Annotated in this window: 21 protein-coding genes and 2 pseudogenes; 7 read left to right on the top strand and 16 right to left on the bottom strand. The window is 50.2% G+C overall.

Features of this window, described 5'->3' with window-relative positions:
* Positions 1-175: 175 nt before the first annotated feature.
* The 3 genes from WH37_RS15120 (at position 176) to WH37_RS15130 (ending at position 5,141) form a co-directional block, all read left to right on the top strand.
* Positions 176-2,494 carry an AraC family transcriptional regulator gene (locus WH37_RS15120; RefSeq protein WP_046231449.1) on the top strand — a complete coding sequence of 773 codons (2,319 nt, stop codon included), beginning with the start codon at positions 176-178 and terminating at the stop codon, positions 2,492-2,494.
* 52 nt (positions 2,495-2,546) lie between these two features.
* Positions 2,547-4,175, top strand: coding sequence for a type 2 periplasmic-binding domain-containing protein (locus tag WH37_RS15125; RefSeq protein ID WP_052736993.1), 1,629 nt, complete (start codon positions 2,547-2,549; stop codon positions 4,173-4,175).
* 90 nt (positions 4,176-4,265) lie between these two features.
* Positions 4,266-5,141, top strand: coding sequence for an SDR family oxidoreductase (locus WH37_RS15130; protein ID WP_082110830.1), 876 nt, complete (start codon positions 4,266-4,268; stop codon positions 5,139-5,141).
* 121 nt (positions 5,142-5,262) lie between these two features.
* Here WH37_RS15130 and WH37_RS15135 read toward each other — a convergent pair whose 3' ends face one another.
* From WH37_RS15135 to WH37_RS37060, 3 genes and pseudogenes are all read right to left on the bottom strand, one after another.
* Positions 5,263-6,198, bottom strand: coding sequence for a cation diffusion facilitator family transporter (locus WH37_RS15135; RefSeq protein WP_177217961.1), 936 nt, complete (start codon positions 6,196-6,198; stop codon positions 5,263-5,265).
* A gap of 263 nt (positions 6,199-6,461) precedes the next feature.
* Positions 6,462-6,653: a YiaA/YiaB family inner membrane protein gene (locus tag WH37_RS36450; RefSeq protein ID WP_052737008.1), complete on the bottom strand. Its 192-nt coding sequence runs from the start codon at positions 6,651-6,653 to the stop codon at positions 6,462-6,464.
* A gap of 84 nt (positions 6,654-6,737) precedes the next feature.
* Positions 6,738-6,947: pseudogene (locus WH37_RS37060) on the bottom strand (YiaA/YiaB family inner membrane protein); the annotation flags it as partial.
* A 464-nt stretch (positions 6,948-7,411) separates the two neighbouring features.
* On the opposite strand from WH37_RS37060, the gene WH37_RS15145 reads away from it, so the two are divergent.
* Together WH37_RS15145 and WH37_RS15150 are read left to right on the top strand one after the other, a co-directional pair.
* Positions 7,412-7,720 carry a PadR family transcriptional regulator gene (locus WH37_RS15145; protein WP_046231639.1) on the top strand — a complete coding sequence of 103 codons (309 nt, stop codon included), beginning with the start codon at positions 7,412-7,414 and terminating at the stop codon, positions 7,718-7,720.
* Between the two features lie 20 nt (positions 7,721-7,740).
* The gene (locus WH37_RS15150; protein WP_046231451.1) at positions 7,741-8,946 is read left to right on the top strand and encodes a chromate transporter; all 1,206 of its coding nucleotides are present in this window, start codon (positions 7,741-7,743) and stop codon (positions 8,944-8,946) included.
* An 86-nt stretch (positions 8,947-9,032) separates the two neighbouring features.
* Here the strand turns inward: WH37_RS15150 and WH37_RS15155 are convergent, their stop codons facing one another.
* The 3 genes from WH37_RS15155 to WH37_RS15165 form a co-directional block, all read right to left on the bottom strand.
* Positions 9,033-9,686 (bottom strand): hypothetical protein, encoded by a 654-nt coding sequence (locus WH37_RS15155; RefSeq protein WP_046231452.1) that lies wholly within the window; start codon positions 9,684-9,686, stop codon positions 9,033-9,035.
* A gap of 124 nt (positions 9,687-9,810) precedes the next feature.
* The gene (locus WH37_RS15160; protein WP_046231453.1) at positions 9,811-12,015 is read right to left on the bottom strand and encodes a methyl-accepting chemotaxis protein; all 2,205 of its coding nucleotides are present in this window, start codon (positions 12,013-12,015) and stop codon (positions 9,811-9,813) included.
* Between the two features lie 146 nt (positions 12,016-12,161).
* On the bottom strand, positions 12,162-13,334 hold the full coding sequence (locus WH37_RS15165; protein WP_143088499.1) for a hypothetical protein: 1,173 nt from the start codon (positions 13,332-13,334) through the stop codon (positions 12,162-12,164).
* A gap of 255 nt (positions 13,335-13,589) precedes the next feature.
* Between WH37_RS15165 and WH37_RS15170 the strand changes: the two are divergent.
* A pseudogene (locus WH37_RS15170) lies at positions 13,590-14,503 on the top strand (PhzF family phenazine biosynthesis protein).
* A gap of 69 nt (positions 14,504-14,572) precedes the next feature.
* Positions 14,573-14,809, top strand: coding sequence for a DUF6953 family protein (locus WH37_RS15175; RefSeq protein ID WP_177217960.1), 237 nt, complete (start codon positions 14,573-14,575; stop codon positions 14,807-14,809).
* A 179-nt stretch (positions 14,810-14,988) separates the two neighbouring features.
* Here WH37_RS15175 and thiD read toward each other — a convergent pair whose 3' ends face one another.
* The 10 genes from thiD to tenA all read right to left on the bottom strand — a co-directional run bounded on the left by thiD (position 14,989) and on the right by tenA (position 23,322).
* Positions 14,989-15,837 (bottom strand): bifunctional hydroxymethylpyrimidine kinase/phosphomethylpyrimidine kinase, encoded by an 849-nt coding sequence (thiD, locus tag WH37_RS15180; protein ID WP_046231455.1) that lies wholly within the window; start codon positions 15,835-15,837, stop codon positions 14,989-14,991.
* Positions 15,838-15,943: 106 nt separating this feature from the next.
* Positions 15,944-17,053 (bottom strand): glycine oxidase ThiO, encoded by a 1,110-nt coding sequence (gene thiO / locus WH37_RS15185; protein WP_046231456.1) that lies wholly within the window; start codon positions 17,051-17,053, stop codon positions 15,944-15,946.
* 33 nt (positions 17,054-17,086) lie between these two features.
* Positions 17,087-17,866 (bottom strand): thiazole synthase, encoded by a 780-nt coding sequence (locus WH37_RS15190; protein ID WP_046231457.1) that lies wholly within the window; start codon positions 17,864-17,866, stop codon positions 17,087-17,089.
* A gap of 5 nt (positions 17,867-17,871) precedes the next feature.
* Positions 17,872-18,069: a sulfur carrier protein ThiS gene (gene thiS / locus WH37_RS15195; RefSeq protein ID WP_046231458.1), complete on the bottom strand. Its 198-nt coding sequence runs from the start codon at positions 18,067-18,069 to the stop codon at positions 17,872-17,874.
* Positions 18,069-18,698 carry a thiamine phosphate synthase gene (thiE, locus tag WH37_RS15200; protein WP_046231459.1) on the bottom strand — a complete coding sequence of 210 codons (630 nt, stop codon included), beginning with the start codon at positions 18,696-18,698 and terminating at the stop codon, positions 18,069-18,071. The genes thiS and thiE overlap by 1 nt, the downstream gene beginning before the upstream one ends.
* Before the next feature lie 131 nt (positions 18,699-18,829).
* Positions 18,830-19,843, bottom strand: coding sequence for a ThiF family adenylyltransferase (locus WH37_RS15205; RefSeq protein WP_046231460.1), 1,014 nt, complete (start codon positions 19,841-19,843; stop codon positions 18,830-18,832).
* A 20-nt stretch (positions 19,844-19,863) separates the two neighbouring features.
* Entirely contained in the window at positions 19,864-20,916 is a 1,053-nt protein-coding gene (locus WH37_RS15210) for an ABC transporter substrate-binding protein (protein WP_082110832.1), read from the bottom strand.
* 77 nt (positions 20,917-20,993) lie between these two features.
* Positions 20,994-21,761, bottom strand: a complete 768-nt coding sequence (locus WH37_RS15215) for an ABC transporter permease (protein WP_046231461.1) — start codon at positions 21,759-21,761, stop codon at positions 20,994-20,996.
* Positions 21,758-22,654 carry an ABC transporter ATP-binding protein gene (locus WH37_RS15220; protein ID WP_231594244.1) on the bottom strand — a complete coding sequence of 299 codons (897 nt, stop codon included), beginning with the start codon at positions 22,652-22,654 and terminating at the stop codon, positions 21,758-21,760. Before WH37_RS15220 ends, WH37_RS15215 begins: the two co-directional genes overlap by 4 nt.
* Positions 22,651-23,322: a thiaminase II gene (tenA, locus tag WH37_RS15225; RefSeq protein ID WP_046231462.1), complete on the bottom strand. Its 672-nt coding sequence runs from the start codon at positions 23,320-23,322 to the stop codon at positions 22,651-22,653. The genes WH37_RS15220 and tenA overlap by 4 nt, the downstream gene beginning before the upstream one ends.
* Between the last annotated feature and the right edge of the window lie 142 nt (positions 23,323-23,464).

A 23,464-nucleotide genomic window follows, 5' to 3' on the forward strand; every position in this document is an offset into this window, starting at 1 on the left:
TTCTGAAATGTATAAAAATCGTATCCTATCCTCTCGATCTGCTTCTTCCATGCCTCATTTCTTTTATTTTCATTCCATTTTCATCCGCATTTGCGTCTAATGTTAAGATTTGATTAATAGGTATAAGTCCGTCCATCGCGTGGTGTATAATCGAGGCGGTGAGGAGGCGTAGGCCGTGAAAAAGTGGAACTCTGTATTTGCTAACCTGGCTATTTCATATCTTTCCATCGTGCTGGTCATTGTTCTCTTGCTCTGCTCCGTCTTCTATATTTATTTCTCAAGAAGCTACGAAGAGGAGCTGCACTCCAAAAATCAGCTGATTTTAGAAAATACAGCCCAAACCATCGAAACCACGGTGCTTCAGAGAGTGCAGCAAATCTATCTGAATCTATCTCTCGATAAAACCACAGATTTCCGTTTATTTGCCGATTCTTCCTATAAAAACAACCTTAGCAAAGCAATTGATCTGCAGGAATTGCTCCAGTCAGAAGTCGCTGCCAATTCGGACATTGTATATGCGGCGCATTTGTATTATCCGAAGCAAAATGTCATGCTTTCGTCGAACTATGGGCTGAGATTCAATGCCGAACAAGGCAGCAGCGCCGTATTTTTTGCCGACTGGATGAATGGGATGCGAGGCAATACACAAAGCCATCTTTGGACACCGACCCGCTTGATTCCGCAAGATATTTATTCCAGCCTGCAAGGCAACAAAAGCGAAGCCTTAATAACATACACGCACAGCTATCCCTTTCAGGCATCTGGCGAAAACAGTGATCTAATGATTGCGATTGACGTGAAGGAAAGCGCGATTAGCAGGGTTATTCGGAATATGATGCCGACCCAATATGAAAGCACGTTTATTTTAGATCGTACCGGGAGCACGATAACGAGCTCAGACCATGAAAGCCTGGGTTTGCACAACGCTAACAGCTCCAGCGTCACCGAGTCCTTGCTGTCCAAGGCGGAAACAGGGAGCTTTAACGATACAATTAATGATGGCTCCTATGCGGTTTCCTACCTAACGCTGCCATCGACCGGTTGGAAAATATATAGCGCCATGCCTGCCAGCTTCTTTTATCAAAAGTTGATTTTCGTGCAAAAGCTGGTACTTGTCATCTGTGTAGTGGCCCTATTGATAGGAATCGTATTATCCGGGATTTTTGCCAGAGCGAGTTACAGCCCGATCAAACGATTGGCGGGAAGAATAAAGGACATATCCGGGCATACGCCTGAAAATGTAACGAATGAATTCAAGCTTATTGATACGGCCTTCATTAGGCTGAACGATAAGGTCAGCAGCCTGGAAGAGACGCTTCACGCCAATAGCTCGGTTATCAGGCATAATGCTTTGCTGAACCTGCTCCACAACAGCAATACACGAGAAAAACTGGCAGAGGAGCTCCCCTTTTTGGGCATCTCTCAGGAATACACTCATTATTGCAGCATGATTGTAAATTCGGGCCAAGCCTATGCCCATTTAAGCTCCAAAGATATGCAGTACGTGGTGTACCGAATGATCAACCAGCTGGAGGGTGCCTCTCTGCCGGAAGCGCATATTATTGCCGAGGAGCTGCCGGACAAGACGATAGTTATCCTTGTTTGCGCGGGCCAAACCTGCGACGTATTTTTGGAGCAGCTATCCCGCTTTGTATTAGCGGAAGCCAAGCAGCAGTTTCAGTTGGATTTTCAAATTTCGCAGGGGTGCTGGGTACAGGACATCATCGATGTTCACCAAAGCTACATGGAAGCCCAAAGCTTAATAAAATATAGCTATTTCCTGCCGGATAGATCCATACTGAATGATCGCGCTCTTCTCGATCGCGAGAATAGCCTTGAAGAAATACCGCAAGCGATGCTTATGAGGTTCAGAGAAAAATTGCATGCCCGTCAATCCCACGAAATCGCGGCAACGGTCGAGCAGTTGGTTTTGACGATGCGGGAAGGCATGTACTCTGCCGATTATTGCCGCTTTATTTTGGCAAACACCGTATACGTCTACTCCGATTATTTGAAAAGCGTTCGATACCAGCAACATGATCAAGGAAATTTGGATTTATACAATCAGTATAACGAGATATCTAATATCTATCATTTTCAGGAATGGCTGGTTAGCTCCATATCGGCATGCCTTGCGCAAATGGAGAAACGGAATAATGATCGAGCTGTCTCCAGCATTGACGCTGCCAAGCAATATATTCGCGACCATTTGTCGGATGATCTGTCGCTTGAGACGGTGGCTGCCCAGGTGTTTATTAGTCCCAAGTATTTGAGCAAGCTCTTTAAGGAAGAGAACGGCATCACCTATACCGACTATGTCACTAGCCAGCGAATGGATAGAGCAGCCGTATTAATCGAGAACAATAATATGTCTGTCGAGCAAATTGCGAGTACAGTCGGCTATAGGACTGCGGCTTATTTTATTAAGAAATTTAAAGAACGGCATGGGTGTACACCGGGTAATTATTTGCGCCATACCGTTAAACAAGCGTAGCCGCTTCGGCCATCCCGTACATGCAGAAATACGATTCAAGGAAGGTTTCATCATGAAAATGAAGGAATTACGGCGTATCACCGCCCTTATCGCAGTCGTATGCCTAAGCATTGTCAGCGGGTGCGAAACAAGCTCTGTGCATCTGTCTGCTGCAAAAGATTTGCAAACCCCAATAGCTTCTGACAGCCCGCAGCACAACATTTCCTGGACGATGCATCTGAATTTTCCTGTTCCAGACAATGCGGAGATGGTACGCTTAGCGGAAAATAAATTCAACGTCAATTTGGACATCTGGAATTTAGAAAACAATAAATACGAAGCGCTTCTGGACATGAGACTGGCCCAGGGCGAAATCCCCGATTTGTTCAGGATCAGACAGCCGCAGGACCTTCTGAAATATCAACAGCAAGGCTTGCTGGCCGAAATACCGGAGGAAATGCTTAAGCAATACGCTCCCAACATTATGAAGGCCATTAGAGAAAATGCGCCAGCCTATCAGGATTATGGCAAAATCGACGGCAACTATTATGGCATTCCTGTCGTCAATCCCACAAACATTTATCGCATACCTGTTGTATATAGAGAGGACTGGCTCGATAAGCTGGGCTTGCCGGTACCTGAGACGCTATCCGATTTTGAAAAGGTCATCTATGCATTCGCGAATGAAGATCCGGATGGCAACGGCATTCAAGATACGTACGGTTTGTCCAGGGAAGGAATGAATGTTGTTTTCGGCGCTTTCGGGCAAATCGTTTTCGCAGACCAGCTTTATTTCGGGGTGAAAAATGAAAAGCTCGTCATCGGCGCATTAGAGCCGGAAATGCAGGAGGCGCTGCACTATCTTCGTAAATGGTACGCTGACGGCATCATCGATCCCGAGTTTATTACCGGCGAAAATAAAGGGGGCTACAAGCATCTTTCCCATGCCTTTATCAATGGGAAAATCGGCATGACCTCCATGGGGAATTACTATCACTGGATTCAAAATGGCGATTATTTGGCATTGAAGGATGATGTTCATACGAATGGCGAGGAAACCCCAGTAGAAGCCACCTTTAACATGAAGGAATTAACGGCTAACAGCCCGCAAGCCCAAATTGTGTTCGGCCGGCCCTTTCGTGGACCGGATGGAAAAAGGGGCTCCAAAGCCTATGATATGCTGATGAGCTTCACGGCTATTGGCGCTGACGCTGCCAAAGATCCAGGCAAAATGAAGACGATCCTTCAAATTCTTGACTATGTGAGCGCCAATCCCGATCTCGATGAATATACCTCGATGAAATACGGGATCAAGGGCACGCACTGGACATGGGCAGGAGCCTCGAAGGAGGATGTTATTGTGCTGCCTCCCTATGACACCATGTTCAACTATCAAAATATAATCGGCGCCAATTTAGGCATGACGGTACCATTGATCCCTAAAGAACGAAGGGAACGATGGGCCTCAACCTTGAGCCTCGATCAGGATGGCATCTACAATGCTTTGGAAGTTGCGACTCCCTCCTTAATCGACAACGGAGCTGAATTAATTAAGTTAAAAAACAAAGCCTATGTCGCCTTTATTACTGGCGAGAAGCCCTTGGAGGACTTTGACCGTTTCGTCCATGAGTTTATGAAGGTTGGCGGAACTGAGGTGCTTCGGGAAGCAAATGACTGGTATCTTCAGCATGCTGTGAAATGAAGGAAATCATGCATAACCTCTGCGTTTTTATTCCACAATAAGAACGTTTTGTTACAGACCCCACCGCGCCATTACTAAGGAGGTTTTATGATGAGTCCATCTACAACACAAGCGCCAACGCAGACGCTGCCACCCCAGCATCAGGATCAGCAGCCTGGACTGGAATCTGTTATGCATCCACAGCCCATCTATAAGTCTGAAACATATAAGGCTGCTGGCAAGCTGATGGGCAAAGCGGCGATTATTACCGGAGGCGACAGCGGTATCGGACGCGCCGCAGCGATTGCTTTTGCAATGGAGGGCTGCGATGTCAGCATCGTTTATTTGAAGGAGGACAAGGACGCAAACGTCGTGAAACAGGAAATCGAACAGCTCGGCAAGCGCTGCCTGCTCATTTCCGGGGATATCGGGGACGAAGCCTTTTGTCAAAAAGCGGTCGAGCAGACGGTTCAGGCGTTCGGCAAGCTCGACATTATCGTCAACAACGCCGCCGAGCAGCATGTGCAGCAGCGCCTTGAGGATATTACGGCGGAGCAGCTTACCGCTACGTTCCGTACAAACGTATTCGCTATGTTTTATTTGACGAAAGCAGCGCTCGCCCATTTGAAGCAAGGCGCATCTATTATTAACACGTCATCGGTTACCGCCTATCGCGGCAATGAGATGCTGATCGATTACTCCGCCACCAAAGGCGCCGTCGTCTCTTTCACCCGCGCCCTATCCGCCAATTTGGCGGGCCAAGGCATTCGGGTCAATGGCATCGCGCCAGGTCCCATCTGGACGCCGCTCATTCCCTCCAGCTTCGACGCGCAGAAGGTGGCTACCTTCGGCGGAGATACGCCGATGAAACGTCCCGGCCAGCCTGCCGAGCTTGCCGCAGCCTACGTCTATCTCGCATCGGATGACTCCAGCTATGTCACCGGGCAAGTGATGCACGTCAACGGCGGGGAAATTATTAACGGTTAAGAAAAAAATAAAAGTGCACCTCCCAGAATTTTATTGGATTAGCGCCAGCTTAAAGGGACTTTTCCACTACCTATTCTGAGAAGTGCACTTTATATGTGACCTATTGGCTATTTTTTATGAACTAGAATGCGCCGCCGCTAACTAATTTGCCGTATTCACCATGATCATGAATAGCGGCATGCTCGATCTGTATCGTTGAATGGACGATGCCATAGCGGTTCTTTAACAGCTCATTCATCGCGAGCGTCATACAATAGGGTTGAATGTCGCTTCGTGCCAACACATGCGCCGTAAGGGAGTAATGGTCCGTCGACACCGCCCAAAGGTGCATTTCATGCACATCCTCAACGCCCTCCACGCCTCTCAGATCACGGCGAATTTCCTCCAGATTAAATTGCTCCGGTACAGCTTCCATCAGAATAAAATACGCCTCCCGAATAATCTTGAATCCGCCAAATGCAATAATGCCGCCAATGACGATACTGATGATCGGATCTAAAATGGACAAACCCGTAAATCGAATCAATATAGCTGACACGATAATCCCAACCGAGCTAAGCAAATCGCCAATGAAATGCCACAGCGCGCTTTTCACATTCAGATTGTTCTCTTCCTTCATACTTCGGCTCAGCACCAGCGTGAGCACGATGTTTACGATTAATCCGATGATAGCGATGCCGAGCATGAGCCCAAGATCGACCGGCTCCGGATGAATGATCCGTTTTATCCCTTCTACGAGAATGAAGAGCGCGATTACAACCAACGCCAATCCGTTCAAAAATGAAGCAATGATCTCGAAACGCAAAAAGCCGTACGTATACTGCTTCGTTGGACGTCTCGTCGCCATATAGATGGCGAGCATGCTAAGCCCCAATGCAAGTACGTCAGATACCATATGAGCCGAGTCCGACAGCAGTGCAAGAGAGCCGGATACAAGCCCGCCGATAACTTCAACGATCGTGAAAAACAAAGTCAGCATCAGCGTAATCCACAGCGTCTTCTTGGAAGCTGATTGCTCCTTTACATGCTCAAGATGATGGAACTCACCCATTTTCATATTAACCATCTCCTATTCCTTGAATTATAATTATTATCTTTTTATAATAAGTATAATTATATGTCCATTTCAGAATACATACAAATGGACATTTTATGGATAACATGAAGGATAATCATTCTCTCTCTGTCTGTCTGCAAGGCTGGCAGAATTTCAAAGTTGGGCGCACAAAAAAAAGCGACTCTCAGAGCGGGAGACGCTGCGAGAGACGCTAAACTATGTGATAGGCGAAAGGAGTTGTTTCCCGCTTGCTCCGCCTTTGCTTATTCCTCTTCCGGGCCCAAATGCACTTTATCCTCTTCATTATCGCGAACCGTTTTCTGAAGCACGAGGCAGGCTACGATCAGGAAAGCACCTGCGATAGCGTAGTAGCCTTTTACATAGAATGGTTCCTCTAAGGTGTACAAGCCGATATATTGCGCCAGCACAGCAATGATGAAGCCGATCCAGGCCATGAACGTGAAGGCTGGCGTATTGCGGTTGCGATAAGTTGGATTTTGCTCCTTCAGAAATTTATCTTCATCATTGTCGCGGGCAAGCTTCTGGAGCGTAAACGAGGTAATGATGAGCAAAATTCCCGTTACGGCGTAGTAGCCCTGTACCGAAAGCGGCTGATTCAGCGTATAAATGCCGATAAATTCAAAGGCGAAAGCGAGGACAAAAGCTCCCCAAGCCATAAACGTATAAGTTGGTGTATTCCGGCGACGGTAAAAGTTCATAGATTTGCGAACAGGCATCTGATTTTCCATGATAGGCGTCCTCCCATATAACCTTTCGGTTATTTGTTTGATAGCCTTATCTTACCTGTTTTCGCTGGAAAAAATAGTACCATCTTCTCTTAGTACCAGCTGCTAAAACGGCATAATAAAAAACAAAGGCTTAGTCCTCGGTTGCAGCAGTCCGTTGTACCGTTGTTTATATCGTGTAGCTGACCTTCTTTTGCAGTCGAAGGGAACGCGTGCATCACGAATAAAGCGAAGGATCGCTTCTTTATGAAGCTGAAATCGTTCGCCCAAGTTGGCGGCTTTGCTCTTTTTGATTCGGCCCCCTGCCAGAGGTTTGTGTAGTGGAGTCGGTCAATGAAATAATGTGAACCATTTTCATATACATCTCATCTGTAGCCTAGCTAGGTGGTACAAGCACCAAAATTAAGGTAAAATAAAAATCGGTATCCGATATCGAAGTCAACAATCAATGGTGGTGTCATTCGATGATGGAGGAACAAATTTACAGGAAATTATTTCTAGGATTCATTCAGATTCATATCCTGCATCATGCTGCACAGGAAGCAATATACGGTTCATGGATGCTCGAAGAATTAAAAGAACATGGATATAAATTGAGCGCAGGAACACTTTACCCGCTCTTGCGAACCATGGAACTAAGCGATCTATTGGAACGTGAAGATCGAAATGTCGGAGGCAAAATCCGCAAATATTATCGGACCACCGAAAAGGGCAATCAAGTACTTGTTGAAGCACGCAACAAGGCATATGAGTTGTTTAAGGAAATTAGGGACTGAAAAAGGAGAGATCATTTCCAATGGAATCGAATAAAGCCGCTGTTCAACCGAAAAGCAAACTACGTGTGCTTTTGGAAGTATTGGAGGTATCGACCAAGCTCGGACTTACTTCGTTCGGGGGACCAATCGCCCATCTCGGCTATTTTCATGACGAATACATACGCCGCCGCAAATGGATGGATGAGCGCAGCTATGCTGATTTGGTAGCGCTGTGCCAGTTTCTTCCTGGACCAGCAAGTAGCCAGGTTGGGATTGGCATCGGCGTCATTCGTGCAGGTTTGCTAGGCGGTTTGATTGCTTGGCTTGGCTTTACACTACCTTCAGTCATTGCACTGGTGCTATTCGCCTTTCTTCTGAAGGGCTTTGATATTGGCGGGGCAGGATGGATTCACGGGCTTAAAATCGTCGCTGTAGCGATTGTCGCTCATGCAATTCTTGGTATGGGACAAAAACTGACACCTGATCGGCACCGAGTGACCATCGCGATTATTACGGCATCCGTCACCCTTATATGGCAGACAGCGTTCAGTCAGGTGCTATTGATTGTTACGGCGGGTATAATCGGACTTTGGATGTACCGGAAAACAGCAATTCCAGAAGTTCCTAACTTGCCAGTCCCTATAAGCCGTGGGATTGCTGTCATTTGTCTGGTTCTCTTTTTTGGGTTATTAATCACGCTGCCTCTGCTTCGACAATTTTTTCCCAGTGGTTGGCTACCATTATTCGACAGCTTTTACCGTGCAGGTTCTCTTGTTTTCGGAGGGGGCCACGTCGTACTCCCCTTGCTCGAAAGAGAAGTCGTTCCCACCGGATTGGTCAATCGTGAGGACTTCCTTGCCGGATACGGCGCAACACAAGCGGTGCCTGGGCCGTTATTCACCTTTGCTGGGTACTTGGGTGCAATGGCGAACGGTATATCTGGGGCTTTGATTGCAACCGCAGCTATTTTCCTGCCGGCATTCTTGTTAATCATAGGAGTTCTTCCATTTTGGAACTCCTTACGTAAAAATCCCAAGGTGCAAGGCGCTTTGATCGGTATTAATGCGGCGGTCGTAGGCATCTTGCTCGCCGCACTTTATAATCCGTTGTGGATCACTGCGATTTTAGCTCCTGTTGATTTTGCGCTGGCTGCAATTTTGTTTATTATGCTGGTATTCTGGAAAGTACCGCCCTGGGTAGTTGTTTTATCAGGCGCTATAGGAGGAACGCTTGTTTCGAATTTGTAATTCAATTGGGCTCTGATACTTGTTCTATCAAACTGCTATAAAAAAGCTTACCCGACCCTGTTCACAGTGTCCCGGCTACAGGAGGTTTATTTCACTGCCTGCTGCCTAAGCTCCAGGTACTCGCGTTCAAATGTTTTCACCATCACATACAGCTGGACTCCCCGCGCTGCCTGCATCGCTTCCTCCGCCAGCTCGATTGCCCTTGGGCGATTGCCCTGTTTAAGCTCGATGTAAGATAGCAGCGCCAGCTTCATCCATGCTTTGGAAATGCGGTTTATATGGTCGTGCGCCTCAGTAAACTCTCTTCTCTCAATGTAATAATAAGCCTGATAATAGTACCTATATTCCATTGGCTGAATCAGCTCAATTTCTTGTGCAGCGCTCTGAATATCCTTGTTATAGTGAGCCCGAAGCGTCTTGAACAACGCCTGTTTATTTTTTTGCTTGTACTGCTTGAGCAGCTTCCCCATCATCTCTTCAAACTCGTCATCCAAACGATGGGCCACCGTGTAATTGATGTAATAGCTGGGTATATTGCGGTTCGCGAGCAGAAACCTCTCGATTTTTGCCAAGTTTCTCGTCCCTAAAATCGTATAAAATAACGGGCCCAGTGTCGCGGCCAAAAACGTTAAAAATATAATAACGATCGCTGCCGGTCCCTCCACCTTTAAATAATTCAATAGCAAAATGAGCGGAATCGCGACCAAAATATAAATCAATGTTTTTTTCACAAATCTCATTGCTTGCTCTCCTTTATTTCCTTTTCAATCCTGCTCTCATTCTACCATCCCACTCTATCTAAATACAAAAAAAGGATAATCTACAGGCTGTTTTCACAGCCAGAGCATTATCCATGTTTATGTGCTATCCAGCCTTCACTTGCTCAGTCTCTGGTTGCGTTGCTTGTGATGCCTGAGCTGCTTGAGCTGCTTGTGCCCGAACTGCTTGCGTGTCATCGCTGCTCAGCACGAAATGACTAAGATCATCCTGAAGCTGCTGTGCCATATCGCGCAGCGCTTCCGCTGATGCCTGAATTTCCTCCATCGAAGCAAGCTGCTCCTCCGTAGCCGCGGCCATCGTTTCCGCCTCATCCGAGGTTTTATTCGAGATGTTCGCTACCTCGCCAACCGATGCCGTTACCTCTTCCATGCCTGCGGAAATCTCCTCGGCGGCTGCCGACACTTCCTGAATTTGATCGCTCATTGAGCGGACTTCAAGCAAAATATCGCCAATCGTCGTATTTGCCTGCTCGATGGAGGCCAGACCGGAAGCGGTCTCCGATTTCATCTCGCTCATCGCCTTCACATTCTCGCTCACCAGCGCCCGAATATCTCTGACCAGCTCCGATATCGTCTGCACCGACTCGCTTGTCTGCTCAGCCAGCTTGCCTACTTCGGAAGCTACGACGCTAAAGCCCCGTCCATGCTCGCCCGCTCTCGCTGCTTCAATGTTCGCATTCAGCGACAAGAGCTGCGTTTGCTTGGCAATGGCCATAACCGCTTGCACGATTTGGCCAATTTGTGCCGAATGCTCATCCAGCTTCGAAACGACCTCTCCTGAACGGACAGCCGACGCTTGAATACTGTTCATTTGGCGTACCGTCTGTCCAAGCTGCTCTTCGCCTACTTGAGCGTTGCCTGTCACCTTGACCGCAGCGTCCGCCACTTCCGAAGCCGCTTCGGCAATGCGGGTAATGCCAACAGCCATTTCATTCATCGCTTTCGACGTTTCATCCGCCGATACGCGCTGTACGTCCGTTCCTTCGGATACGCCTTGAATCGACTCGGCAATTTGCTTCATCGCAAGCGTCGATTCATATGAAATGGCTGTGAGCTCCTCCGACGAAGCCGCCGCTTGCTCAGATACGATCTGGTTTCTCCGCAGCAGCACATTCAAGGAGAGAATCATTTCATTAAATGAAAGGCCGACTTGACGCAGCTCATCTCGCGTTTCCAAATGCAGTTCTTTGGAAAAGTCACCATTCGCCATCTCATCCGCACGGTTTCGGAGCGCTGCGACCGTTACCATCACATTCCGGTAGAAAGCCATGTAGAAAATAGCAACGAGTATCATGGACAGAATCGTCAAGCCGAGCAGCATATTTCTAGTAGCCGTCAGCTCATCGATACGCTGCTGGAGCACCTGCTCAAGCTCTGTATTCACCTGTACATAAAAGTCGCTTAATACGCCAAGCGTCGCCGTTCCAGACTTGAAAAATTCCGCCCCATTCATGGTCAAGTTGGAGCCGCCAAGGACACCTGTATTAAGCAGCGCCACAAAGCTTTTGAGCGATGTCACCGTCATCGCGCCACTTTTCTCCAGTGATGGTATCAGTGCCTCGTTCCAGCCTAAAGCGCTGCTCAGCGACTTATTCATATCCGTCACAGAATAATTGATCATTTCCGCTTCCAAACGAAGCTTAATTTCTTCGTTATCCGTCATTTTTTTACTGGTAAGCACACCATTGCCTTTGCCACGAACAATCGCCGCATGCTCCATGAGCGCAGGAATCTGCTGCACAAACATAGAACCCAAATAATAAGAATCCATCTGCGTGTCAAGCGAAAGCCCCGATTCATCCGAAAGCTTGATCATAATATTAGATAATTCTAAAACAAGCGTGGAGTGGCTTTCGAAACTGTCGCTAGACGACATCGCGGCGTTTCCTGAGTCTAATTTTGTCCACTGCTGCTTCCAGGCTTCCCACATCTCTTGCGCCCCCGCCATGCCAGACGCTTTCATCCCCGGATCTAACGTTTGAATCAAGCCATCTATTTCCTGGGATTTGGCATCTACCTCTGCCTTGGCATCCGTATTGCCATTCAGCAAGCCCGAGGAAAGCCCACGATGCTGCTGCACTTGGAGCATTAGCGGCATTATATCTTTAATATAGATCACGCCGTCATGTTCTTTTTTAATATACTCAATGTTTCCTTGCTGCTCGTTAACCCATAGAACAAGCAGCAAGACCAGCGGGATCATAAACAGAGCACTGACGACCACAAACTTCTGTGCATACTTCAATTTGGACATGAGAGCTGTAAAAGGACTTAACAATTTGAAAAACATGAGACCCACCCGCCTATTTATTTAATTACTATTCATGAATAGAAATATCGGCTATAGACGGTGATTTGTTTAGTAAAATTTGAGGAAAAGTCGCACGGTGGCAGGATTCCGCCCTCATTTTGACAAATGTTGATCGGAAGCCAAGGTTATTTCAATTTTTTCTGCTGGCTGATGCTGGTAATGCTCCAACGATCGTTAACCCGCTTCAAAAGAAAGGTATGACCGTAGCTTGTTACGGTGTCCACCGTGTACAACGCTTCGGCTACTGCGCTGTCGCCATCTTCTTGTATATGGAAGGTGATGGCGTCATCGTCATACAGCCATTGGCTGCTGGTCGCTTCATACCACGTATCTCCCAGCAAATCAGGCTCTTTTGAAAGATCATAACGGTTTAGCTCTGCAAGCCTCTTGTCCAGCTCGGGAGATAGCCCTTCATCGAGGTAATGCAGCTTCAGGAACTCAACAATCACTTGCTGTACCGTTTCCGGGTAATCTGGCAAATCCATCTTAACGCGCACTAATTCGAATTCATGATTGCGCCATGAGTAAATGCGGGATAGTGGATAGTAAAATACATCATAACTTCCACGCATCTGTATAGCCGTGTCGTACTCGCCATCCTTGTTCTGGTCTTCCAGTACAGCCACTCCCGAACCGCTGGCAGAATCACCGCCAAAAAGCATATTAAGCTCGTTGTCCTTGAGCTCATAAAGATTAAAGCCTTCCATTTCGCCATCGTTGGTAATCGCTGTGTAAAGGACGGATTGCTTCATATTTTGCAAATGAACGAGCTTAATCTTTTGGATTCGATAGAGGCTGTTCGCCTGATTTCCGCCAAGCTGAACGATACGGTCCCCATAGTCGCGCAGCAGCAAAATAACTTCAACGGTTGTATCATCCTTGTCCTCTCCCAAGGTGCCCGCCACGATGACGACCTCGTCGACTCCATCCAGATCGAGATCCTCCTTGGCATAAAACAGCTCGGTCGCTTTCGGAGCCTGCTCCTTCAAATAAGGCATATAACGCGCTGGGACAATAATGCCATCCTGTACTGTAGACTCCTTCTTCGTCTCTTCCTCCGATGAGGTATCAGCTGGCGTATGCGACGCAGCGGCGTTAGAGCCGCTTGCCATATCGACTGGCGAGCTCTCTTCTGGCAAATCTGGGGCTGTTGATGCTGCGGCATTTGTCCCTGTGGCAGTTGGAGTAAATGCTGGCGAATGAACGGCAGCGGTGTTCAGCGTCACTTGCGGCTGCTCCGTTTTCTCAGTACTACAGCCAGCTAGAAACGCAAGCGTCAAAGCTAAGGATAGCTTCAAGCATTTAGTTGCAATTTTGGGAATGAACTCTATCATAACTCACCTGTATTCTTCTATAATATTCTTGATTAATATGGATAATTTAATGGATATACTCAGGATAAGCAAGAAAATAAAATAATAGCATCCTATTTTCATAGACACAGGCGTTTACTCCCTCCATGAGAGGAAATTATGAAACTTTGTCGAATACAAGATCAACCTCTAACATCACAATAAATAGACAAAAGGGGGACTTCTGGGAGGAGTGAAAATATGCAAAGCATTAACGTCTATCATTACGATGCCTTTAGCCATATTCCGGGAAAAGGAAACCCGGCGGGTGTCGTTTTAACAGGCAATGACCTGACTGAAAAAAAATGCAAGCCATCGCCCATCAAGTTGGCTTTAATGAAACAGCTTTTCCGCTGCCATCGGCTGTAGCGGACGTCCGAATCCGCTTTTTCACACCCGGTCACGAAATCAATCTTTGCGGCCATGCCACGATGGCAACCATCTATGCGCTTAAAACCAAAGGATTATTGGGCGATAAAACGGAGCTCACGATTGAGACAAAAGCCGGCGTATTGCCCGTTCGGCTGCATACGAATGCACAGGAGCAGCTTCTGATCACGATGACACAGGCGGCTCCGCAGTTCCGAGCTTTTAACGGCTCCTATGCACAGCTGGCTTCTGCTATGGGCATTCAAGAAGCTGACATCGAGACGGAGCTTCCCATTGTCTATGGCAGCACGGGAACATGGACGCTTTTAATCCCGATCAAAAGCCTGGAGGCTTTCAAGCATATGAAGCCGAATAATAAGCGATTCCCCGAGATTTTGCAGGAGATGCCGCGTGCTTCTCTGCATCCTTTTTGCCTAGAAACGTATGATCCACACGCTCATATGCACGCTCGTCATTTTTCATCGCCGTACTCCGGCACTATTGAAGATCCCGTTACAGGTACAGCATCTGGCGTAATGGGAGCTTATTATGCAGCACATTTGGCTGAGCAACCGCAGCATTCGCTTAATACGCTTGATTCGCTTGAGCTGTGCATCGAACAGGGCCATGAAATAGGGAGGGATGGCCGTGTTCAGGTAACAGTCACTAAGCAGCGGGATGAACAGCTCATCGAAGTGACGGGCACCGCCGTTTATGTGGATGCTTTTGAATTAAGCCTGATGTAAATTTGGCATATTCGCTGCCGTTGATTATAATAGTGGGCGAGAGCTGCGAATTAGAGAGGAAGAGATACGTTGAGTTATACCGCACAGGATGTAGCCGATTGGATGCTTGGAGAGCTGAAGTTTGCTGGCATTCTTCATCAGGAGAAGGCCGTTGCCCATATTACAGCCCATTTTGGAGAGCAGTTCATTTATGTGAACGAGCAGGGAAATACGTCGATCGACAAGGAAGTTAAAAAAGCGTTTAAAAAAGGCCATGGCGGCAAAGCAGCCTGGGACCGTGAAGGCTTTTTCTGGGGCTGGACTTAGCCCGTAGACATTAGTTAGACAGCAAGTACGTGCATGTACGCCAAAAAAGCTATGCTACCTTCGGTTAGAGGATAACCGGAAGCCGCATAGCTTTTTCTACGTAATTGGGATATGGCTTCAAGGCGATAAGCTAACTCTTGAACTTGCCAAAGCTCTTGTATCACCTCGGGCCTCGACAGCTAAAGCGGAGCTTGCCTTGCCCGCTTGCTGCGCTGGTACGCCCAGTGGTTCGTCGGTCCATGCCCGCCGCCAATTTGAATGCCGTCCTCGATAGCCGCTTGAATAAACGCTTTCGCTTGGCGCATCGCAGCTTCCATATCCAGTCCCTGAGCAAGCCCTGCCGCAAGCGCCGCCGAAAAGGTACAGCCCGTGCCATGCGTGCGAGCTGTTGCAACTCGTTTGCCTGCCAGCTCGGTAAAGCCGCTGCCGTCATACAGCAGATCGATAGCTTCCTCGCCCGTATCATGGCCGCCCTTAATAATAACGTAGCCTGCTCCATATCCAGCGAGCCGTCTCGCCGCTTCCCGCTTATCGTCCGCCGTTACGATCACAATGCCCGTCAGCTTCTCCGCTTCCGGTATGTTCGGCGTAATCACCGTCGTTACGGGCAGCAGCTTGTCCGTCATCGCACGGATGGCTTCCTCTTGCAGCAGCGAAGCCCCGCCTTTGGCGATCATAACCGGGTCTACGACAACACTTTTCCAGCCAAGCTCGGCAATCGTTGCTGCAACAGCCGTTATGATCTCGCTATTGAACAGCATGCCCGTCTTCAACGCATCGACGCCAATATCCGAGCCGACCGAATGCATTTGCTGCACAACGGCCTCCACGCTAAGCGGAAATACGCCCTGCACGCCAAGCGTATTTTGCGCCGTAATCGCGGTCACCGCGGACATGCCGAATACGCCAAGCTCCTGAAACGTTTTCAGGTCCGCTTGAATGCCTGCGCCGCCGCCGCTGTCCGAGCCAGCTATCGTCAAAGCAGCCGGGACGCTGCGTGGCGCCTGCCCATTCCCATGTACGCTCATGATGTGCTCATGCCCCTTTCTTCATCAAATACCTAAATCTACTAAAGGCCATTTCACCGATCCTTGTTTTCGCTGATTGCCATTTTCCACCTGCGGCTCACTGTGCCTAGCTGAACCGCTCAGGGACAAACGCCTGCATGAAGTCCGGCATCTTCTTGCCTTCTACGCTATCAGCCACAAGCTGTGCCGTAACTGGGCTGAGCAAAATCCCATTGCGGTAATGCCCTACCCCCATCACGACGCGGCCAGATTGCGCGAGCGCACCAAGCAGTGGGAAGCCATCCTGTGTGGAAGGGCGAAGGCCCGCCCATTTGTGGAACGGCGTCCACGTTTCGAGAAACGGAAACGCCTGCTTGTTCCATTTTCGCAGGCGTTCAATGCCCTTTTCCGTTACGGTCGTCTCGAATCCGGCAACGTCCTCGGAGGCGCCGCATACGAGCGTATTATTTTCCTTCGCTACGAGGTAGCCCTGATTGCAAAACACCATATGATGAACGGGCTTTTCCTCCGTCTCATAAGCGCAAATTTGTCCGCGAATCGGATAGACCGGAATGCGAATGCCAAATGCAGCTTCCAGCTGCTGCGCCCAAGCTCCCGAGCATACAACGAGCCGATCCCCTTCAAAAACACTTAAGTCTGCTGCTTCCAGCACGACCGAGCTCTGCCAATCCTTAATCGCAACCTGCTCCAAATGCTCATGAATGTGAACACCCATCAAGCGGCAGGCATGCTCCAGCGCTTTGACATAATGCGGGGCATACAGATGGCTTTCCTCTGGCGTATACAGCGCCGCCCGCACCTTGCCTGACAGCTTCGGCTCCAGCCGAAACACTTCCTCGCCCTGCAGCAAGCTGCCTGACGAACCATGCTCCCGCTGCCAGCGCAGCCTGCCTTCAAGCGCCAAAATATCCGCATCATGGTAGGCAATATACATGCTCCCAGATTCGGTATATTCGAAAGGCAGGTCGGAAACCTGCTTCACGCGATCTGTAAACGCCGGATAAAGCCGCAAGCTCTGTGCACATAAGCGAAAAAAGTCATCCGGCCCCTCTACATTTTCCGAAAAAGGAGCCAGCATGCCCGCAGCTGCTCCGGAAGCTTGTCCGCCACAGCTGCTAATTTCCAGCACCGTCACCTGATGACCGCGGCTTCGCAGCTCAAACGCACAAGACAAGCCAATAATGCCGCCGCCCATGATTACAATCCGTTCTCCCATGTCCTAACCAGCTTTCCTTGTTGAATAATGCTGTTATTTCAGCTTGAATTCCTCGTAACCGCTGCTTGCCGAAGCGTAACGCTTCTTCGAAATGCGGCCTGACAAATACGCCAGACGGCCAGCTTCAATGCCGAGCCGCATCGCCCGCGCCATCCCTGCCGGATCTTTCGCCTTCGCAACAGGTGTATTCATCAGCACACCCGCCACGCCGAGCTCCATCGCCTGAGTGACATCGCTGACCGAGCCAAGCCCGGCATCGACGATAATCGGAACCTTCGCCTCCTCTACAATAAGGCCCAAATTATAAGGGTTCAAAATGCCAAGTCCCGTCCCAATCGGAGCCGCTCCCGGCATAACAGCCGCAGCGCCCGCTTCCTCCAGCCGCTTGCAAATGACCGGATCATCCGATGTATACGGAAGGACGGTAAAGCCCTCTTTTACGAGAATTTCCGTCGCCTTCAGCGTTTCAATCGGATCAGGCAGCAGCGTGCGATCATTGGCGCTAATCTCGACCTTAATCCAGTCGCTGAGACCCGAAGCCCGCGCAAGACGTGCAATACGCACCGCTTCCTCCGCCGTGCTTGCCCCTGAAGTATTCGGCAAATATTGATACGACTTCCCTTGCAAATGCTGAAGAATCGAATCGTCCTCGGTCGCCTCCAAATTAATGCGGCGAATAGCGAACGTCAGCACCTCGGCGCCTGACGCCTCAATCGCCTCCCTCTGTACATAAGGACTTGGGAAAAGTCCGGTGCCGATAAAAAATCGGGACGTTAGTTCATGGTTGCCAATATGCCATACATCCGGTTTCATTCGCTTTAGCCCCCTCCTACAAAATGTACAAGCTCGATTTTCATGCCTTCGCGAACCTCGGTTGCAGTCCATTGCTCCTGTGTCAGCACCGCTCCGTCAGCTTCAACGACAACCGGCTTGCCCGTCAGGCCAAAATGGGCAATGACCTCTTCAATCGTCTTCGCTGCCAGCTCCTGCTTCACACCGTTAATGACTAATTCCATTACGACTCTCCCCATTTATCCAGCTTGTCCAGAAAAGAACGGCAGGTGCCGGAAATATCGCTGCTGCCGACAATTTCGCTAATCGCACAAATGCGCGTCGCTCCGGCTGCAATCACTTCATCCACATTCCGCAGCTTGATGCCGCCGATGGCGACAAATGGAATTTTCACCTTGCCTGCTACCTCGCGCACATAATCGACCGTTACCGGATCAACAACGTCGACCTTCGTCTTTGTTGGAAACACTGGACCGACGCCGATGTAGTCGGCACCTTGGGCCTCGGCAAGAAGCGCCTCTTCAATGGCGTGCGTCGAAATGCCGATGATTTTATCGCCAACGAGCTTGCGTGCTTCCACCAGCGGCACATCGCCCTGTCCCAAATGAATGCCGTCCGCATCCACTTCCATTGCAATATCAATGTAGTCATTGACGATAAAGGTTACGCCATGCTTCCGGGTCAGCTCGCGGAGCGCCCGTGCTTTTTCCAAAATCGCTGGCTTATCGCCCGACTTGTCGCGCAGCTGAATAATATCAACGCCGCCGTAAATCGCTTCTTCCATCACTTCGATCAAATCGCGGCCCGGATGAAATTCCTCGCCCGTAATCGCATATAAACGAAAATCCTTCATGTTCACACAATCCCTTCGCGGTTAGAGACTGCGACGAAATAAAGTACCGCTAATTTATTGACAAAACTCCCAAAACCGTGGAGATTTTGTCAACAAAAGCGGGTACTAATTTCCTCGCAGCTCCTTAGCCATTAGTTTCCGATATAACGGGCATATAAGGTTTTGGCACGGACCATATCTTCCGTTCCCTGCACAAGCACACGCCCATCGGGGAACAGCACGAGCCGCTCGCCTTCCGGCAGCTCGGCTTTCAGCAAATAAGCGTTGTGCGTAAGCTCCGCAGCAATCGGCGCCAGCCTTTGACGCCACTGCTCCAGATTAAGCGGAGCGCCGCCGGAAATTTGCACGGTGCTGCGCCCGCACAGCGAGACTGCCGCATCCTGCTCTGCCACCTGCAAAGCAGGGTACTGCTTCAACTGGCAGCAAGGACACTGCTTCGCAGGCTCGCCCAGCTTCATCTCGAACGAGTGATTTTGCCATAAGTCGAAGGTCATCAGGCTGTTTCTTCTTTTGTCCGTAGCTCCAACTAAATATTTAAGCGCCTCTACCGCTTGGTAGGAAGCGACAATATCCACCACCGGCGAAATAACACCGATCATATCGCATGTCTGTCCGCCCGCATCCGCTGATTGAATAAAGCAGCGCAGACACGGCGTAGCGCCTGGAACGAGAATTGCGCTCATGCCCCGCGAGCTGACCGCCCCGCCATACGTAAACGGAATGCCGCTGCGGAAGCAAGCATCATTGAGCAGAAAACGCGTCTGAAAATTATCCGTCCCATCGAGCACGAGGTCGATATCCATCAGCAGCGCGTCGATATTTTGAACGGTGACGTCAGCGACAATCGCTTCGATTTTGACATCGGAATTGATTTTGCGCAGCTTCTTCTCGGCGGCAACCGCCTTCGGATAGCCATTCTCGACATCCTCTTCGTCGTAAAGCATCTGCCGCTGGAGATTGCTTCGCTCCACATAATCACGATCAACGAAACGGACGAGCCCGACCCCCGCTCTGACCATATGATTGGCCAGAACGGTGCCGAGCGCTCCCATTCCTATAATAAGCACAGCGCTCTCGCTTAGCTTGCGCTGCCCTGCTTCACCAATTGGCGTAAACAACATCTGTCTTGAATAGCGTTCGTCCATACGCCGTATTCCCTCCACCATTATAGGTTGCGGAATGCATCCTCAGCCTTGACCTCTTTTGTGAGCTGACCATGCTCCTTCAACCATGAAATTACATTGCTCCACGACTCTGCCGACTGGCTGCCGAAAGCTTCAGAACCGGCATCCATGAGCGGCAGCAGCACCTGCAAGCTTTGCTTCTCAATCTCGGCATCGAGCGGGTAATCTGCGCTTTGCTTGTCGAGCAGCACCTGCAAAGCCTCATCCGGATGGCTCGCCGTATATTCCTGCCCTTTTGCCGCCGCATCGAGAAACTTTTTAAACACTTCGCTTTTGCCCGCAACGCCATCCTCGCTCGCTGTCATCACAAGCTCGTAATAATCCGGCACGCCATAATCGGCCGGGTTCAGCGCAATCAGCTTCTCGCCTTCCTTCTCCAGCAGCAGCTTCTCGTGGTTCACATAACCGCCGATAATCGCATCAACCTTCTTCGTCGTCATGGCCGGAATCAGGTCCCAGCCCACATCAACATAGTTCAGTGCTGACGGATCGCCGCCATCGGTTTTCACCATCGTGTTCACGTACGCTTCATCCAGCGGAATCGACGGGTAGCCGATTTTTTTGCCGACCAGATCCTTTGGCGTCTTCACGCCGGACGATTCCAGCACGAACAGCTGATTGAGCGGGTGGCGCACAAGCGAGGCAACCGATACAATCGGAATTTCCTCTGCACGGGCAACGGCTACCTGCATTTGATAGCTGATCGCCAGATCCGCTTTGCCTGTTGCAACCAGCTTGAGCGCGTCATTCGTATCGGCCGGCACCTGCAGCTTCACATTCAGGCCCGCTTCCTTGAAGTAGCCCTGCTCCTCCGCCGCATACAAGAAGGTGTGCACCGCATTCGGATACCAGTCGAGCAGCACCGTCAGCTCCTGCGCGCCCTCGGCATCGCTTGCTGTATTCTTATTATCCGAGGAGCAGCCCGCCATAATGACTAGCGTCAAAGCAAGACATGCTGCGATCCATGAGCTGCGTTTCCATTTGGAAGCTTTATTTTTCGAAAAATTAAGATTTCCTTCATTCTCCTTACGCATAGACAAGCAACCTCTTTCTGTTTCTATTATAGTATAAAAAATGCCATAAGGCTTGATCGGCACTACGCTCTGATCACCTACTGGCCTACCTTCGATTCTTTCCGATAGGAAAGACAGATTCGCTCAAGCGCCAATACGGCTAAAAATAACATAATGCCCATCGCTGACAGCAGCAGCACGCCGGAAAAAACACTTTCACCGCGCAGCATATTCGCCGCCCGCTTCGTGTACATGCCCAGGCCCGCTTCGCCGCCCAGCCATTCGCCAAGCGTAGCGCCGCCGACGCTGATCGCCGCAGCCATTTTCAGCCCCGTGAAAAACTCCGGCAGCGCCGAAGGGATTTTCCACTTGAGAAACAACTCGCGCTTGCCTGCTCCCATCGTCCGCAGCAGCTCCCCGATATCCGGGTCCGCCGAGCGGAAGCCATCCGCCGTATTCATCGCAATGGGGAAAAAGGTAAACAGCATGACAACGGCGATTTTGCTGCCGATTTCATAGCCAAACCACATGACCATGATCGGCGACAGCGCAATAATCGGAATCGTCTGCGAGGCAACAACGAGCGGATACAGCGTTTTGCGCGCCAGCGACGAGCTGTCGATCCAGATCGCCGATAACGTCCCAAGCACGATTGAAATCGCCAGCCCAAGCAGCGCCTCGCCTAGCGTGATTACGAAATGCCGCGCCAGCAGCCCACTGTTCTCCACCATGGAGACGAGCACATCAGACAGCCGCGGGATAATATAATGGGGAATTTGGAATATTCGCGTTCCAACTTCCCACAAAACGGCGAGCAGCAGGATGAACAGCACGACTGGCATATGCTTCTTGAAAAAGCGCTTCATCGGCTTCCCCCCTCTAGGCTGGCCGCTGTGTGCGCATGGCCGAAATGCCCCAGCAGCTGGCGCTTTAACGCCACAAACGGCTCGCTCAGCATCGTCTCGTAGGTGCGCGGACGCGTCAGTGCCACCGGATATTCCACCAGCTCGGCAACCGGCGCCTTCGCCGCCACCAGCACCCGGTCGGACAGAAGCAGCGCTTCATCTATGTCATGGGTAATAAAAACAATCGTTTTGCGATGCTGCTCCCATATTTGCAGCAGCCACTCCTGCATGCTGACTCTCGTCATCGCATCAAGAGCACTGAACGGCTCATCCAGCAAAAACAGCTCGCCGCCGCCCAGCAGCGAGCGAAGAAATGATACCCGCTGGCGCATGCCGCCCGACAGCTCATGCGGGTATTTCGCCTCGGTTCCGGCGAGGCCGAAATCCGGCAGCAGCTCCCGCACCCGCTGGCGCGCTTCCTTCTTCGGCGTTCCCGACAGCTCCATGCCGAGCGCGGCATTGTCGAGCACCGTCCGCCACGGCATGAGGCAATCCTTCTGCGGCATATAGCCGATCTTTGCCGCCTGCTCCTTGCGATTCATGCCGCCGATCGTAATCGCGCCGGCTTGCGGCTCCAGCAGTCCGGCCAGCAGCCGGAACAGCGTCGTCTTGCCCATGCCGCTCGCCGCAAGCACGCTGACGAACTCGCCCTGCCCAATATGCAGGTCAAGCCCTTCAATCAGCGGCGGCCCGCCGGGAAAAGCATACGTTAGTCCGCTTACACTAAGGCCTGCTGGCTCGTTGTTTTCACTATGCGCAAAAGCGTTAGTTGCCGCTGCTTCTGCTGCTGTCCCGCTTGCTCCCGCCACCCTCTCAAGCCCCTGCTCTCCCGGCTGGCCTTTCTTTATGCTCACACTGGCCACTCCTCCCCGCGATATGCCATATCCCAAAATAAATATTCCATCTTAGATGTTGTAACAAAATGCTTCTCCAGCTTCGCAAGCTCCCGCTCCGGAAGCCCTTCTGCCAATTGGTCCATTAGGCCAATGCACCAATGGGTCAGCTCGCCGAACTCCTCCGAGCTGTACATAAGAATCCAGTCCTTATAAAGCGGATGATCCAGCGCGCCCGGATATTCGGCGAAGGTTACGCCAATTTCACGGTAGCTCCACATGCACGGCAGCAGCGCTGCTACTACCTCTGCGAGCGAGCCGTTCGCCGCGACGTCGAGCATATATTTTGTATACGCGATATTGCTTGGCGCAGGCTGCGTGCCTTCGAGCTGCTCGCGCGTAACACCGAAACGGTCGGCATACTGGCGGTGCAGCTCCATTTCCACATGCAGCGTGGAATGATACAGCCCAGCGAATTTGACCATTGTTTCCATATCGCCAGCTTTTATACTGCCGTAGGCGAACAGCTTCGCATAGTCGATTAAATAGACGTAGTCCTGCTTGAGGTAATAGATGAAGCGCTGCGGATCCAGCGTGCCTTCCCGCATTTCCACGAGAAACGGATGCTCGTGGCTTTTCTGCCATACTTCACGGCTTGCTTGATATAATCTATCGCTAAATTTGCTCATCATGTCCTCCGGGCGCCGGATGAAAAAGGATGCTGCGCTGCGTGAAAGGTTTGGCTTCCGATCGCTGTTACTCCTTGATTTCCTGAATATGACCATCAATAGTCGAAATCAAGGAGTAGATGCGAGCGCTACACTTCTCCAG

The sequence above is a fragment of the Paenibacillus algorifonticola genome, assembly GCF_000971975.1.
Lineage (GTDB): Bacteria > Bacillota > Bacilli > Paenibacillales > Paenibacillaceae > Pristimantibacillus > Pristimantibacillus algorifonticola.